Annotated in this window: 9 protein-coding genes and 1 pseudogene; 8 read left to right on the top strand and 2 right to left on the bottom strand. The window is 72.5% G+C overall.

Annotated features, from left to right (window positions below; all coding sequences use genetic code 11):
* Window positions 1-141: 141 nt before the first annotated feature.
* Window positions 142-1,092, bottom strand: coding sequence for a glycosyltransferase family 2 protein (locus HRJ34_RS19910; protein ID WP_208632188.1), 951 nt, complete (start codon window positions 1,090-1,092; stop codon window positions 142-144).
* A 24-nt stretch (window positions 1,093-1,116) separates the two neighbouring features.
* On the opposite strand from HRJ34_RS19910, the gene HRJ34_RS19905 reads away from it, so the two are divergent.
* The 6 genes from HRJ34_RS19905 to HRJ34_RS19880 all read left to right on the top strand — a co-directional run bounded on the left by HRJ34_RS19905 (window position 1,117) and on the right by HRJ34_RS19880 (window position 8,152).
* Window positions 1,117-1,677, top strand: coding sequence for a YqgE/AlgH family protein (locus HRJ34_RS19905; RefSeq protein ID WP_012048881.1), 561 nt, complete (start codon window positions 1,117-1,119; stop codon window positions 1,675-1,677).
* 128 nt (window positions 1,678-1,805) lie between these two features.
* Complete coding sequence (ahcY, locus tag HRJ34_RS19900; RefSeq protein WP_012048882.1) at window positions 1,806-3,215, top strand: adenosylhomocysteinase; 1,410 nt, start codon at window positions 1,806-1,808, stop codon at window positions 3,213-3,215.
* 205 nt (window positions 3,216-3,420) lie between these two features.
* The gene (locus HRJ34_RS19895) at window positions 3,421-5,817 is read left to right on the top strand and encodes a PAS domain-containing sensor histidine kinase (protein WP_208632187.1); all 2,397 of its coding nucleotides are present in this window, start codon (window positions 3,421-3,423) and stop codon (window positions 5,815-5,817) included.
* Between the two features lie 138 nt (window positions 5,818-5,955).
* Entirely contained in the window at window positions 5,956-6,429 is a 474-nt protein-coding gene (gene tsaE, locus HRJ34_RS19890) for a tRNA (adenosine(37)-N6)-threonylcarbamoyltransferase complex ATPase subunit type 1 TsaE (protein ID WP_030093021.1), read from the top strand.
* On the top strand, window positions 6,426-7,397 hold the full coding sequence (locus tag HRJ34_RS19885) for an aminoglycoside phosphotransferase family protein (RefSeq protein WP_208634400.1): 972 nt from the start codon (window positions 6,426-6,428) through the stop codon (window positions 7,395-7,397). The genes tsaE and HRJ34_RS19885 overlap by 4 nt, the downstream gene beginning before the upstream one ends.
* On the top strand, window positions 7,394-8,152 hold the full coding sequence (locus HRJ34_RS19880) for a nucleotidyltransferase family protein (protein WP_012048886.1): 759 nt from the start codon (window positions 7,394-7,396) through the stop codon (window positions 8,150-8,152). Before HRJ34_RS19885 ends, HRJ34_RS19880 begins: the two co-directional genes overlap by 4 nt.
* A 33-nt stretch (window positions 8,153-8,185) precedes the next feature.
* Here the strand turns inward: HRJ34_RS19880 and HRJ34_RS19875 are convergent, their stop codons facing one another.
* Window positions 8,186-8,362 (bottom strand): YegP family protein, encoded by a 177-nt coding sequence (locus tag HRJ34_RS19875; protein WP_012048887.1) that lies wholly within the window; start codon window positions 8,360-8,362, stop codon window positions 8,186-8,188.
* A gap of 107 nt (window positions 8,363-8,469) precedes the next feature.
* On the opposite strand from HRJ34_RS19875, the pseudogene addB reads away from it, so the two are divergent.
* Together addB and addA are read left to right on the top strand one after the other, a co-directional pair.
* Window positions 8,470-11,444: pseudogene (gene addB / locus HRJ34_RS19870) on the top strand (double-strand break repair protein AddB).
* Complete coding sequence (addA, locus tag HRJ34_RS19865; protein ID WP_208632186.1) at window positions 11,441-14,869, top strand: double-strand break repair helicase AddA; 3,429 nt, start codon at window positions 11,441-11,443, stop codon at window positions 14,867-14,869. Before addB ends, addA begins: the two are co-directional and overlap by 4 nt.
* Window positions 14,870-14,898 lie beyond the last annotated feature (29 nt).

Below are 14,898 nucleotides of genomic sequence, written 5' to 3'. Positions count from 1 at the left end.
GCGCCGACCGGACCGGCCCCCATCGTCATTCCCGCGAAAGCGGGAATCCATGGACGGCGGCCCGCAAGAGGCTGAAAGTCCCGTGACCGTGGCTTCCCGCTTTCGCGGGAATGACGAAAAGATGGGCGGAATCGACATGCGCTAGACATGCTTGCGCAGCCTGAGCAGCAGCGGCGCGAGGAAGGGCGCGACCCGGATGACCCGCAGCGCCCGGCGCCAGCGCGGGCCGAGCAGGTCGGGGCCGGCCCGGTCGAAGCCCGCCAGCGCCGCCTTCACCCGCCCCTGCTCGAGGTCGGTGAAGGCGTCGTCGATCATGATCTGCCGCGCGATGCGGTCGCACATCTCCTCGGCGGCCTTCGCCTCGGGGCGGCCGGCGAGCCGCTCGCGCGCCCGGCCGGTGACAGTCAGCGCGGTGCGCAGCATCCCGCCCGAATTGCGCGACGCCTGGTTCGCCCGGCGGCGATAGCGCACGATCGGCCGGGGCACATAGGCCAGCTCCCAGCCCGCCTCGAGCAGCCGGAGCCAGCCGTCGAAATCCTCCGACGAGATGATGCTCGTGTCGAAGCCGCCGATCCCCATGATCGCCTCGCGGCGCATCACGGTCAGGCCGAAGATGTTGAACTCGCGCCGCAGCACCCGGTCGAGCGTCGCGGGAAGCTGCTGCGGGCAATAGGCGGAGAACAGCTCGCCCTCGCGGTCGGCGCCGAAGAAGGTCGCGTCGCTGGTGACGAAGCCGATCCGCGGCGACGCCTCGAGCGCGGCGATCATCGAGGAGAGGAAGTCGGGCTCATAGACGTCGTCGCCGTCGAGCAGCGCGACATAGGGCGTCGTCACCGTCGCCATCGCCCGGTTGCGCGCCGTCGAGGGACCGCCATTGTCGGTTTCGAGGAAGCGGATGCGCGGATCGGCCAGATAGGGCGCGACATGCGCCGCCGCGTCCCGGTCGCCGTCGTCGATGACGACGATCTCCCAGTCGGTGCGATCCTGCGCCAGCACCGAATCGATCGCGTCGTGCAGCATCGCGCCGACGCGATAGGCGGGAATCACCACGGTGACGGCCGCCGGGCGGCGCTCGCTGCTTTGCGTCGTCATGGCGTCAAGCTATATGCATAAGCGATGGATGCGCCAGCCTCTCTCCGCGGGCAGTTGCTGCTCGCCATGCCCGGCATCGGCGACCCGCGCTTCGAAAAGGCGGTGATCGCGATGTGCGCGCATGACGAGAATGGCGCGCTCGGCGTCGGGGTCGACCGGGTCATGCCCGGCATCACCCTGCACGGGCTGCTCGAACAGCTCGACGTCGATCCCGGCATCGCCCCCGACTGCGACATCCTGCTCGGCGGGCCGGTCGAGCAGCGGCGCGGCTTCGTCCTGCACAGCACCGACTGGCTGGGCGAGGACAGCCTGCTGGTCGAGGACCGCTGGTGCCTGACCTCGACGCTCGACGTGCTGCGCGCCATCGCCGAGGGCAAGGGCCCGGCGCGCTGGCTGGTCGCATTGGGCTATGCCGGCTGGGGCGAAGGCCAGCTCGACGGCGAGATGCGCCGCCACGGCTGGCTCGCGACTCGGGCCGAGGACGGGCTGATCTTCGACCATCGCCCGCCGCGCCGCTGGGAGGCGGCGATGCGCTCCGCCGGGATCGATCCCCGCCTGCTCGCGGCCACCAGCGGCCAGGCCTGAGCGCGGCTGCGCCCGAAGCGGCGGACATATAAAGAAACCTTTATATTTGCATCGGACGGCTCGCCGGGCTATTGCGCCGGGCATTGCCGCCGGCTCGGCCGGCTGCCCCATCCCCGAAGGAGAAGCCCGTGGCCACCGCCGTTGCGAGCGAAACGAAGGACTATGTTGTTGCCGATCTGGGCCTGGCGGATTTCGGCCGCGCCGAGATCAACATCGCCGAGACCGAGATGCCGGGCCTGATGGCGCTGCGCTCCGAGTTCGGCGCGTCGCAGCCGCTGAAGGGTGCGCGGATCACCGGATCGCTGCACATGACGATCCAGACCGCGGTGCTGATCGAGACGCTGACCGCGCTCGGCGCCCAGGTCCGCTGGGCGACCTGCAACATCTTCTCGACCCAGGATCACGCCGCCGCCGCGATCGCCGCGACCGGCGTGCCGGTGTTCGCGGTCAAGGGCGAGAGCCTGGCCGACTACTGGGATTATGTCGGCTCGATCTTCGACTGGGGCGACGAGACCGCCAACATCATCCTCGACGACGGCGGCGATGCCACCATGTTCGCGCTGTGGGGCGCGAAGCTGGAGGCCGGCGCGACGCTGGGCGAGCCGCAGAATGACGAGGAAGTCGAGTTCCAGCGCGCGCTCAAGGCGTTCATCGCCAAGCGCCCCGGCTATCTGACCGAGACCGTCCGCAACCTGAAGGGCGTGTCGGAAGAAACCACCACCGGCGTCCACCGCCTCTACGAGATCGCCAAGAAGGGCGAGCTTCCCTTCCCGGCGATCAACGTCAACGACAGCGTCACCAAGTCGAAGTTCGACAATCTCTACGGCTGCAAGGAATCGCTGGTCGACGCGATCCGCCGCGCCACCGACGTGATGCTGGCCGGCAAGATCGCCTGCGTCGCGGGCTTCGGCGACGTCGGCAAGGGATCGGCCCAGTCGCTGCGCAACGGCGGCGCCCGCGTGATGGTGACCGAGGTCGATCCGATCTGCGCGCTCCAGGCCGCGATGGAGGGCTTCGAGGTCGTGACGATGGAAGAGGCCGTCACCCGCGCCGACATCTTCGTCACCGCGACCGGCAATGCCGACGTCATCACCGCCGAGCATATGGCGGCGATGAAGCCGATGTCGATCGTCTGCAACATCGGCCATTTCGACAGCGAGATCCAGATCGCCGCGCTCAGCAACTATAGCTGGACCGAGGTCAAGCCGGGCACCGACCTGGTGAAGTTCCCCGACGGCAAGCAGATCATCGTCCTCGCCAAGGGGCGGCTGGTGAACCTCGGCTGCGCCACCGGCCATCCGAGCTTCGTGATGTCGGCGAGCTTCACCAACCAGACCCTCGCCCAGATCGAGCTGTGGACGCGCGGCGACCAGTATAAGAACGAGGTCTATGTCCTGCCCAAGCATCTCGACGAGAAGGTGGCCGCGCTCCACCTCGAGAAGCTCGGCGTCAAGCTGACGAAGCTCAGCCAGAAGCAGGCCGACTATATCGGCGTCTCCACCGAGGGCCCGTTCAAGCCCGACCATTACCGCTACTGATCGATCGGTCGAGGTGGGCGGACACCGCTCGCCTCCGCCGCCTCTCTTCCCGTCATCCCGGCGAAAGCCGGGATCTCCCTGCCTTTGCTCGCCGCCGAAAGGACGCGACGAAGAGAAGTGAGATCCCGGCTTTCGCCGGGATGACGTTGTGAGAGAGGCATTTCCCCGCTCGCGCCTTCCATGATCCCGCTCTAGAAGCGTGCCCATGTCGCAGATGATCCAGCTCGATCCGGTCGCCGCCCTCATGCTCGCGATCATCGTCGCGCTGTGGGTCGCCGCCGCGGTCGCGTCGATCATCATGGGGCTGCGGCGCGACGTGATCGCCAAGACCCGCGCGCGCGACATCGAGCGCCAGGGCGCGCTCCTCGCCAGCGCGCCAGCGGTTCCCTTCCGCGTCGGGCTCGACGGCCGGATCGGCGCCGATCCCCGGCTCGCCCACTGGCTCGGCCTGCCCGCGCCGCCCACGACGATCGACGAGATGGCGGGCCAGGGCATGGCAGGCCAGGACGGGGGCGGCATCTCGGTCGTCGACGCCGAGGGGCTGGCCGCCGACATCGCCGCCGCCAACCAGGCCGGCCGGGCGTTCGCGCGGGTGCTGCGCCTCGCCGGGACCGACCGGGTGCTGCTCGCGCGCGGCCGGCCGTCGCCGCCCGCGATCGGCGACGGCGTGATCGTCTGGCTGTTCGACAACAGCGAGGCCGAGCGCGCCATCACCCGCCTGTCGGCCGAGGGCCAGGCGGTCAGCGACGCGCTCGACAGCTGCCTCGCGCTGATCGAGGCGGCGCCCTTCCCGATGTGGCATCGCGGCCCCGACCTGAAGCTGGCGCTGGTCAACTCCGCCTATGTCGCCGCGGTCGAGGGCGAGAGCGCCGAGGAGGTCGTGACCGGCGGCGTCGAGCTGGTCGATTCGGCCGACGGCCGCACCCCGCGCGCGACCGCGCTGGCGGCGCGCGACAGCGGCCGGATCAAGACCCATGTCGTCCCCGTCACGCTGGGCGGCCAGCGGCGGACGATGCGGATCGTCGACGTGCCGATGGGCGAGCACGGCGTCGCCGGCTACGCCTTCGACATCCAGGACCTAGAGCAGACGCGCGGCGAGCTCGGCCGCTTCCAGGAGGCGCAGCGCGAGCTGTTCGACCGGCTGTCGGCCGGCGTCGCCCAGTTCGGGCCCGACCGCAGCCTGATCTTCTGCAACCAGCCCTTCCTGCAATTCTTCTCGCTGCTGCCCGAATGGATGTCCGACCATCCCGAGTTCGACCGCGTGCTCGAACGGATGCGCGAGACCCAGCGCCTGCCCGAGGCGCGCGACTTCCCCGGCTGGAAGGCCGATCGCCGCGCCTGGTTCAACGCGGTCGACGCGGTCGAGGAGAATTGGACGATCCCCGGCGGCCAGCATCTGCGCGTCGTCGCCCAGCCGCTGCCCAATGGCGGGCTGCTGCTGTTCTTCGAGGACCGCACCGAGCAGGTCCAGCTGTCCAGCGCGCGCGACACGCTGCTGCGCGTCCGCGCCGCGACCTTCGAGAATCTGTTCGAGGCGATCGGCGTGTTCGCGTCCGACGGCCGGCTCCACATCTGGAACCAGAGCTTCCGCGACATATGGGGCCTGTCCGACGCCGACCTCGCCCAGAACCTCCGCGTCGACGCGATGGTCGAGCTGGTCGCGGCCAAGCTCGCCGATCCGTCGCGCGCGCAGCTGCTGCGCGACCTGGTCCGCATCGCGACGGTCGACCGGCAGGCGCGCACCGGCCGCATGGCGCTGGCCGACGGCCGCTATTTCGACTTCGCGGTGGTGCCGCTGCCCGACGGCAACGCGCTGTTCACCCTGCTCGACATCACCGCCTCGCGCGGGATCGAGGAGGCGTTGCGCGGCCGCGCCGACGCGCTGGAGGAGGCCGACAAGCTCAAGACCGCCTTCGTCGCCAATATGAGCTATGAGCTGCGCGTGCCGCTGACCTCGATCGCCGGCTTCGCCGAGCTGCTCGACGGCGGCTATGCGGGCGAGATGCCGCCGATCGCGCAGGAATATGTCAAGGCGATCCTCGCCTCGGTCGGCCGGCTCGGCTCGCTGGTCGAGGACGTGCTCGACCTCACCCAGGGCGCCGCCGGCAACCTGCCGCTGTCCGAGGAGCAGGTCGACATGGGCGCGCTGCTCACCGGCGCGGTCGCCGCCGCCCGCTCCGCCGCCGAGGGCAAGCCGCTCCAGCTCCTCGTCGACGTCGAGCCGGGGCTGGGCGAGATTCGCGGCGATCCGCGCCGGCTGCGCCAGATCGCCGACCATCTGCTCAACAACGCGATCACCTACACCCCGCCGCAGGGGCGGGTGACGATCCGCGTCCATGGCGACGACGACATGATCGTCTGGGTGGTGTCCGACACCGGCCCCGGCATGGACGCCGCCCAGCGCGCCGGCATCTTCGACGCCTATCCGCGCATCGACGCGAGCAACGACGAGGGCAAGCAGCTGATCGGCATCGGCCTGCCGCTGACCCGCCAGCTCGTCGAGGCGCATGGCGGCTCGATCGCGCTGGAGAGCGAGCCCGGCCGCGGCACCACCGTGACGATCCACCTGCCCCGCCGCCACGGCGAGCATGGCCATGCGTGAGGACACCGTCACCGTCATGCTGAACTTGTTTCAGCATCCACCGGGAGCCTTGGTCGTGGCTTGCCGGCTCTGTTGCCCACATCCGTGTCATCGCCCGGCCAGCCTGAGCGGCGGGGTGGATGCTGAAACGAGTTCAGCATGACGGAGCATTCGCTGTACCTCGACGGCCCCGAGGCCACCGCCGCCGCCGGCGCCGCGCTCGCGGCGGTGCTGCGTCCCGGCGACGTGGTCGCGCTGGGCGGCGATCTCGGCGCGGGCAAGACCACCTTCGCGCGCGGGCTGCTCCACGCGCTCGGCTTCGCGGGGGAGGTGCCGAGCCCCAGCTTCCCGATCGTCATCCCCTATGCGCCGCCCGAGCTGCGCCTGCCGCTCTGGCATGTCGACCTCTACCGGATCGACGATCCCGAGGAGATCGAGGAGCTGGGGCTCGACGAGGCGCGCGCCGACAGCGCGCTGCTGATCGAATGGCCCGAGCGGATGGGCGCCCGGCTGTGGCCCGACGCGCTGCGCCTGGCCATCGAACCGGCCCAAAGGCCTGGGGGCCCCGATGCGCGCCGCTTGACTTGGGCGGCGCCCGCGCCATGGGAGGGCCGATGGCCGCCGCGAACATGACTCCCCCGCCCCACGCCCCCGCCTTCCTCGACCGTGCCGGCTGGGGCGGCGGCGAGATTCGGCCGCTGGCGGGCGACGCCAGCTTCCGCCGCTATTTCCGGGTCCATCGCGACGGCGCCAGCGCCGTGCTGATGGACGCCCCGCCCGAACATGAGGACAGCCGCCCCTTCCTGGCGGTCGCCGAGCATCTCGCCGCGATCGGCTTCCGCGCGCCGCGCGTGCTGGCGCGCGACCTGGAGGCGGGGCTGATCCTGCTCGAGGATTTCGGCGACGCCCGGATGAAGGAGGCGATCGAGGCCGATCCCGCCGCCGAGACGTCGATCTACGCGCAGGCGATCGACCTGCTCGCCGATCTCCACGGCCATGCCGCCGGACCGCTGCCGCCCTATGACATGGCGGTCTACCAGCGCGAGGCCGGGCTGTTTCCCGAGTGGTACATGCCGGCGGTCGGGCTCGACGCCGACGCGGATGGCTGTGCCGCGACTTGGGCGGCCGCCTGGGACGCGGCGCTGGCGCCGGTCGCCGGGGACCGCTCGGTCAGCGTGCTGCGCGACTATCATGCCGAGAACATCATGCTGCTCGGCGACGGCAGCCTCGGCCTGCTCGATTTCCAGGACGCGCTGGCCGGCCACCCCGCCTATGACCTCGTCTCGCTGCTGCAGGACGCGCGGCGCGACGTGCCCCCTGGCGTCGAAGCGGCGATGATCGCGCGCTACGCCGCCCGCCGCCCGTTCGACGAGGCCGCCTATGCGCTGCTCGGCGCGCAGCGCAACGCCAAGATCCTGGGCATCTTCACCCGCTTGTGGAAGCGCGACGGCAAGCCCCGCTACCTCGCCTTCCAGCCGCGCGTCTGGGGCTATCTCGAACGCGACCTCGCCCATCCGGCGCTGGCCCCGGTCAGGGCCTGGTTCGACGCGCATGTCCCCGCGGCCCAGCGCGCCGCCCATTGGACGGACCACATCGCATGAGCTTCGCCAAGCCCCTGTCGCTGCGCCCCAATCCGGCGCCCGCCCCGATCGGCACGGCGATGGTGCTCGCCGCCGGGCTCGGCAAGCGGATGCGCCCGCTGACCGCGACCCGGCCCAAGCCGCTGGTCGAGGTGGCGGGCAAGGCGCTGCTCGACCATGTGCTCGACCGGCTGCGCGACGCCGGCATCGGCCGCGTCGTCGTCAACGTCCATTATCTGGCCGACGCGCTGGAGGCGCATCTCCGGCGCAAGGCCGCCGATCTCGACGTCCGCATCTCCGACGAGCGCGGGCTGCTGCTGGAGACGGGCGGCGGGGTCGCCCGGGCGCTGCCGCTGATCCCCGACGATCCCTTCCTGATCGTCAACAGCGACAATCTGTGGGTCGACGGGCCGGTCGACGCGATCAGCCTGCTGGCCGACCGCTGGGACGACGCGGCGATGGACGCGCTGCTGCTGCTCGTCCCGCTCGCGCGCGCCAATTGCCACAGCGGGATGGGCGACTTCCACATGGACGGCGACGGCCACATCGCGCGCCGCCGCACCGCCAAGGTCGCGCCGTTCGTCTATACCGGGATACAGCTCGTGTCGAAGCGGCTGTTCGCCGACCTGCCCGAGGGCCCGTTCGGCTTCATGCTGCTCTGGGAAAGGGCGATCGCCGCCGGGCGCGCCTTCGGCCTGGTCCACCAGGGCCTCTGGTTCGACGTCGGCACGCCCCCCGCGATCGGCAAGACCGAGGCGCTGCTGGGGCGGAACTGATCCGCCCCCGGCGCCCGGTCCTCCCGGCCGACCTCAGCTATTGTCGACGGTCTCCGCGCCCGGGCCGTTCTTCTTGATCGAGTCGATCGCGTTCTGGGCGCTCGCCTTGCTGCTGTAGCCTTCGGTCGAGAAGATCGTCTCGCTGTTATATTTGAAGCGGACCCGGAATTCGCCGGCCTTGTCCTTATAGATCTCGAATTTGTGCGCCATGATACTCTCCCAACAAACCGGCGGCAGGTTAACATGGGTTAGCCCCGGATCAACAGCGCGGTGAGCCGCGGCTTCCGCTGACGCGACGAACCGTTACAGTGGCCGCGATGTCCCGCCCCGCCGTCTTCACCATCCCCGCCCACCGCGCCTTCGCCGACGCCCTCGCGGCCGGGCTGATCGCGCGCCACGGCCCCGATCCGCTGGGGCTCGCGCGGACGGTGGTGCTGGTGCCGAACAACCGCGCGGCGCGCGCGATCAGCGACGCCTTCGTCCGCCGCGCCGAGGGCGGGCTGCTGCTGCCCCGCCTCGTCGCGATCGGCGATCCCGAGCTCGACGAGCGGCTCGGCGGGCTGCTCGACCCGATCGACGCCGATGCGGAGGAGGAGCCGATCCCGCCGGCGATCGACCCGCTCGAACGGCAGATGATCCTCGCCCGGCTGACCGCCGAGGCGCGCCAGGCGGCGGGCGACCCGATCGACGGCGGCGAGGCGATCCGGCTGGCGGGCGAGCTCGGCCGCACGCTCGACCAGATGCTGATCGAGCAGATTCCGGCAGCGCGGCTGCGCGACCTCGTCGCGCTGCCCGAACTGTCCGAGCATTGGCAGCGATCGCTGGCGATGCTCGACACGATCCTGACGCGCTGGCCCGCCGAGCTGGCGGCGCGCGGGCGGATCGACCTGGCCGAACGGCGCAACCGGCTGCTCGACCGGGTGGCGCGGCGCTGGCGCCACCGGCCGCCGCCGGGCGCGGTGATCGCGGCCGGCATCAGCAGCACGACCCCGGCGGTCGCCCGCCTGCTCGGCGTCGTCGCCCGGCTGCCGGAGGGGATGGTCGTGCTGCCCGGCCTCGACACCGTCTCCGACGAGGCGGAGTGGCGGGCGCTCGGCCCGCACGAGACGGGCGAGGACGGCGCCCGCCCGCCGCGCCCGGTCGAAAGCCATCCGCAATATGCGCTCAAGCGGCTGCTCGACCGGATGGACGTCGGCCGCGGCGAGGTCGCGACCTGGCGCTGGGGCGGGGGCCGCGACGCCCGCTCGGTGCGCGCCCGGGCGATCGCCAATGCGATGGCGCCGGCCGCCTTCACCGACAAATGGCACCGCCTGCCCCCGGCCGAGCGGCGGCTGAGCGGCGTCCGCGCGATCGAGCTCGCCAACCCGGCCGAGGAGGCGCAGGTGATCGCGCTGGCGCTGCGCGAGGCGATCGAGACGCCGGGCCGCACCGCCGCGCTCGTCACCCCCGATCGCGTGCTCGCGCGCCGCGTCACCGCGCATCTCGCCCGCTGGGGGATCGTCGCCGACGATTCGGCGGGCACGCCGCTGTCGCTGACCCCCGCCGGCACGCTGCTGCTCGCCGTCGCCGAGGCCGCGGCCGAGGGCTTCGCGCCGGTGCCGCTGCTCGCCCTGCTCAAGCATCCGCTGGTGCGGCGGGGTGCTGCGCGCGGCGCCTGGCTCGATGGTGCGCGCAAGCTCGACATCGCGCTGCGCGGGCCGCGCCCGCCCGCCGGGCTCGACGGCATCGCCCGCTATCTGCGCGACGGCGACGGCCACGCCAGACGCGCCCGCGCGCCCGCGATCGACTGGTGGGACGAGGTCCGCCCGCTGCTGGAGCCGCTGGAGAAAGCCTTCTCCGCCCGCACATTGGCGGAACTGCTCGCCGCCCTCCGCGAAACCATAAGCACGCTCGCGGACGATGCCGGCTGGTCGGGGCCGGACGGCCGCGCCGCCGCCGACCTGGTCGCCGAGCTGGAGGCCTGGGCGCCGATCGGCCCGGCCGCCTTCGATCCGGCGGGGCTCGCGCCGACGCTGCGGCTGCTGATGGACGCGGTCGCGGTCCGCCCGCCGCAGGGCGGCCATCCGCGCCTGTCGATCTGGGGCCTGCTCGAGGCGCGGCTCCAGCATGCCGACCTGATGGTGCTGGGCGGGCTCAACGAGGGGGTGTGGCCGGCGCTGCCCAGCCCCGATCCCTGGCTGGCCCCGCGCATCCGCGCCGAGCTCGGCCTGCCCGGCCTCGAAACCCGCATCGGCCTGTCGGCGCACGACTTCGCGATGGCGCTGGGCGCGCCCGAGCTGATCGTCACCCGCGCCCGCCGCGACGCCCGCGCGCCGACCATCGCCTCGCGCTTCTGGCTGCGGCTGGAGGCGATGACCGGCGGCATCACCCGCGAGCATCGCCTGCCCAACTGGGCCGCCGCGATCGACCGGCCCGCCGACCGCCGCTTCATCGCCCGCCCCGAGCCGCGCCCCCCGTCGCCGACCGGCCGAACGTCATCGCCGTCACCCGGCTCGACCGGCTCCAGGCCGACCCCTTCGCCTTCTACGCCGACGCGATGCTCAGGCTGCGCCCGCTCGACGCGGTCGACGCCGATCCGACCCCGGCCTGGCGCGGCACAGCCGTCCATGCCGTGTTCGAGGCGTGGATGAAGCAGGACGATTGCGACCCCGACCGGCTGCTGCCGCGCGCCGAGGCGATGCTGCGCGATATGGCCGCGCACCCGGTGATGCAGGCGCTGTGGGAGCCGCGGCTGATCGAGGCGCTGCGCTGGGTCGCCGACCGGATGCGCGAGGAACGGGCGCAGGGCCGCCGGCCGATCGCCGCCGAGCTGGACGGCCGGGTCGAGGTCGCCGGCATCACCCTGACCGGCAAGGTCGACCGCATCGACCGGCTCGCCGACGGCACGCTCGCGATCGTCGACTACAAGACCGGCAAGCCGCCCAGCGCCGCGCAGGTCGAGGCGGGCTATGCGATGCAGCTCGGCCTGCTCGGCCTAATCGCGGACCGGGGCGGCTTCGACGGGATCGAGGGGACGCCGCTCGCCTTCGAATATTGGTCGCTGGCGAAGGATCGCGACGCCTTCGGCCAGGTCCGCTCGCCGGTCGGCGGCAAGAGCCATGTCGCGCCGCAGGACTTCGTCGCCCATGCCGCCGCGATCCTGGCCAGCGCGGTCGAGCGCTGGCTGACCGGGACCGAGCCCTTCACCGCCAAGCTCGCCCCCGAATATTCGCCCTATGCCGATTATGACCAGCTGATGCGGCTCGACGAATGGTATGGCCGGGGCAGCGGCGAGGCGGAGGGCGGGCGATGAGCGGGCGCCTCAAGCCGCTCGATCCGCTGCAGCCGCAGCAGCGCGCCGCCTCCGACCCGCGCGAGCTGGTCTGGCTGTCGGCCTCGGCCGGCACCGGCAAGACCCACGTCCTCACCGCGCGGGTGCTGCGCCTGCTGCTCGGCGGCGCCGCGCCCGAGGCGATCCTCTGCCTGACCTTCACCAAGGCGGGCGCGGCCGAGATGGCCGAGCGCATCCACCGCCGCCTCGCCCACTGGGCGGGCCAGAAGGACGATCTGAAGCTGACCCAGGACCTCACCCGGCTGGGCGAGGATGCCGGGCCCGAGGCTCTGAAGCGGGCGCGGCAATTGTTCGCGCGGGTGCTGGAGGCGCCGGGCGGCGGGCTGCGCATCCAGACGATCCACGCCTTCTGCCAGACACTGCTCGCCGGCTTCCCGGCCGAGGCGGGGCTGACCCCCGGCTTCCGCCCGATCGAGGGGCGCGAGGAGGCGGCGCTCGCCCGCCGTACCCTCGCCGACCTGCTCGACGGCGCGGCCCGCGGCGGCGACCATGGGCTGATCCGCGACGTCCAGACGCTCAGCCTGCGGCTCGGCGAGGGCGGGGCAGAAGCCTATCTGCTCGACTGCGCCCGCGCGCCCGACGCGCTGGCCGCGCTCGGCGCGCGCGGGGCGATCGAGCCCCGGCTGCGCCACGCCTTCGACGTGCCGCTCGGCGATGTCGAGGAGGCGATCGAGGCGGCCTGCGCCGGTCTCGACCTCGCCGCTTTCGAGGCCGTCGCCCGCGCCAACGCGACCTGGGGCACCGCGACCGGGCTGCGCGACGCCGACACCTTGGCCGCTTTCCTCGCCGCCGGTCCGGCCGCGCGCGCGGCGATGCTGGAGGAGGTGCTGTTCGTCGTCCTGACGAAGAGCTTCGAGCCGCGCAAATATGCCGCCGGGCTGCTCAAGGCCGATGCCGGCTATCCCGACCAGTGCGTCCGGCTCGCCGACCAGATCGGCCGGCTGCTCGGCTGGCGCCGCCGCGCCGCGCTCGCCGCCGCGATCGGCGCGGGCCTGCGCGCCGGCCAGGCCTATGCGCAGGCCTATGCCGAGGCGAAGCGCGCCGCCGGGCTGGTCGATTTCGACGACCTGATCCGCGCCACCGTCCGCCTGCTCGACGAGCCCGGCATGGGCGACTGGGTGCGCTACAAGCTCGACCAGCAGACCGACCATATCCTGGTCGACGAGGCGCAGGACACCAACGCCGCGCAATGGGCGATCGTCGGCCGGCTCGCCGAGGAATTCTTCGTCGGCGCCGGCGCGCGCGGCGGGGCGCCGCGCACCATCTTCACGGTCGGCGACTTCAAGCAGGCGATCTTCGGCTTCCAGGGCACCGACCCGGTCGAGTTCGAGCGCGCCCGGCTGGGCTTCGCGATCAAGGCGCTCCAGGTCGACCGCGAGTTCCTCGACCTGTCGCTCGACCGCAGCTTCCGCTCGGCGCCCGCCGTGCTCGAACTGGTCGACCGGCTGATCGCCGATCTCGGCCATGAGGAGATGGGCCTGTTCACGCCGGCCGAGCGCCACGCCGCGCACCATGCGATGCCGGGCCGGGTGACGCTGTGGAAGCCGCTGTCGATCGAGGAGGCGGTGGACGACGACGGCGAGGAGGGCTTCATCGACGACGCCACCCGCGCCTATGCTGGCCGGCTGGCGAAGCAGGTGCGACGCTGGATCGACGAGCGGCTGTGGCTGGCGAGCAAGAAGCGCCCGATCCGGCCCGAGGACATATTGATCCTCGTCCGCCGCCGCGCCGACCTCGCCTCGCTGATCGTCGCCCGGCTCCATGCCGAGAAGGTGCCGGTGGCGGGCGTCGACCGGCTGCGGCTGACCGCGCCGCTGGTCGTCAAGGACCTGCTCGCCGCCGTCCGCTTCGCCGTCCAGCGCGAGGACGACCTCAGCCTCGCCGCGCTGCTCGTCTCGCCGCTGTTCGGCTGGAGCCAGGAGGCGCTCTACCGGGTCGGCTTCGGCCGGCGCGGGCCGCTGGTCGACGCGGTGCGGGCCAAGGGCGACGCCGACACCAACGCCGCGCTCGACGCGATCCTCGCCCGCGCCGACTTCACCACCCCCTATCGCTTTCTCGAACATCTGCTGACCGGCCCGCTCGATGGGCGCCGCAAGCTGCTGCGCCGGCTCGGCGACGAGGCGCGCGACCCGATCGACGAGCTGCTCGGCGCCGCGCTCCAGTTCGAGGGGACGGCGACCGCGACCTTGCAGCGCTTCCTCGACTGGTTCGATCGCGGCGACGTCGAGATCACCCGCGACCCTTCCGCGCCGCTCGACGCGGTGCGGGTGATGACCGTCCACGGATCGAAGGGGCTGGAGGCGCCGCTCGTCATCCTCGCCGACGCGACCGCCGATCCCGACCTCAGCCCCGACCGGCGGCTCGACTGGGCGATCGAGGAAGGCGCCGAGCCGGTGCCGGTGCTGCGCCCGCGCAAGGCCGAGATGGTCGAGGCGCTGCGCAAGGACGCCGAGGCGCTCGCCAAGCGCGAGCGGCAGGAGCATTGGCGGCTGCTCTACGTCGCGCTGACCCGCGCGCAGGAGCATCTGGTGATCGGCGGCACGCTCGGCGTCCGCGCGCGCGGCGTTCCCCCGGCGTCGAGCTGGTACCAGGCGATCGACCAGGCGATGGCCGGCCTGGGCTGTCCGCCGGTCGAGGACCCGCTGTGGGTCGAGGCGCGGCATTATCACGGCTCGGTGGCGGCGACCGGGACGACCGCGCCCGCGCGGCCGAGGCGCGCCGCGCCGGTGCTGGCCGAACCCGGCTGGCTGCGCCGCCCCGCCCCGCCCGAGGCGCGCCCGCCGCGTCCGCTCGCGCCCTCGTCGCTCGGGCTCGACGACGTGCCCGATCCGCCGCCCTCGGCCGCGCTGCGCGCCGCCGCCCGGCGCGGCACCCTGCTCCATGCGCTGTTCGAGCGGCTCCCCGCCATCGATCCCGATCGCCGCCGCGACGCCGCGCTGCGCTGGCTGCTCGGCTCGGCCGGGGTCGAGGAGGCGGGCATCGCCGGCGCGTTGGCCGACGACGCCTGCCGCGTCATCGCCGACCCGCGCTTCGCCGCGATCTTCGGCGCCGACGCGCTCGCCGAGGCGCCGGTCGCGGCGGTGGTCGCGGGGGAGGTGGTGTCGGGCACGGTCGACCGGTTGCTGGTCGCCGCCGACCGCATCCTCGTCGTCGACTTCAAGACCGGCCGCCGCGCGCCCGCCGACCTCGCCACCGTGCCCGACCATCATCTGCGCCAGATGAGCGCCTATGCCGCCGCGCTCGGCGTGATCTTCCCCGGCCGGCCGGTCGCGGCGGCGCTGCTCTACACCGCCGGCCCGACCCTGATCGAGCTGCCCGCCGCCGTGCTGGACGCGCACAAGCCCGGCTTTAGGGGGCAGGAGCAAAAGCAGGGCCAAGGCCGTTGAGACTGCCGAAAGGCCCGCTTACATCTGAT

The sequence above is a fragment of the Rhizorhabdus wittichii genome, from assembly GCF_017607425.1.
Lineage (GTDB): Bacteria > Pseudomonadota > Alphaproteobacteria > Sphingomonadales > Sphingomonadaceae > Rhizorhabdus > Rhizorhabdus wittichii.
The sequence above is the reverse complement of the archived record's forward strand: the minus strand, read 5'-3'. Positions and strand labels throughout refer to the sequence as shown.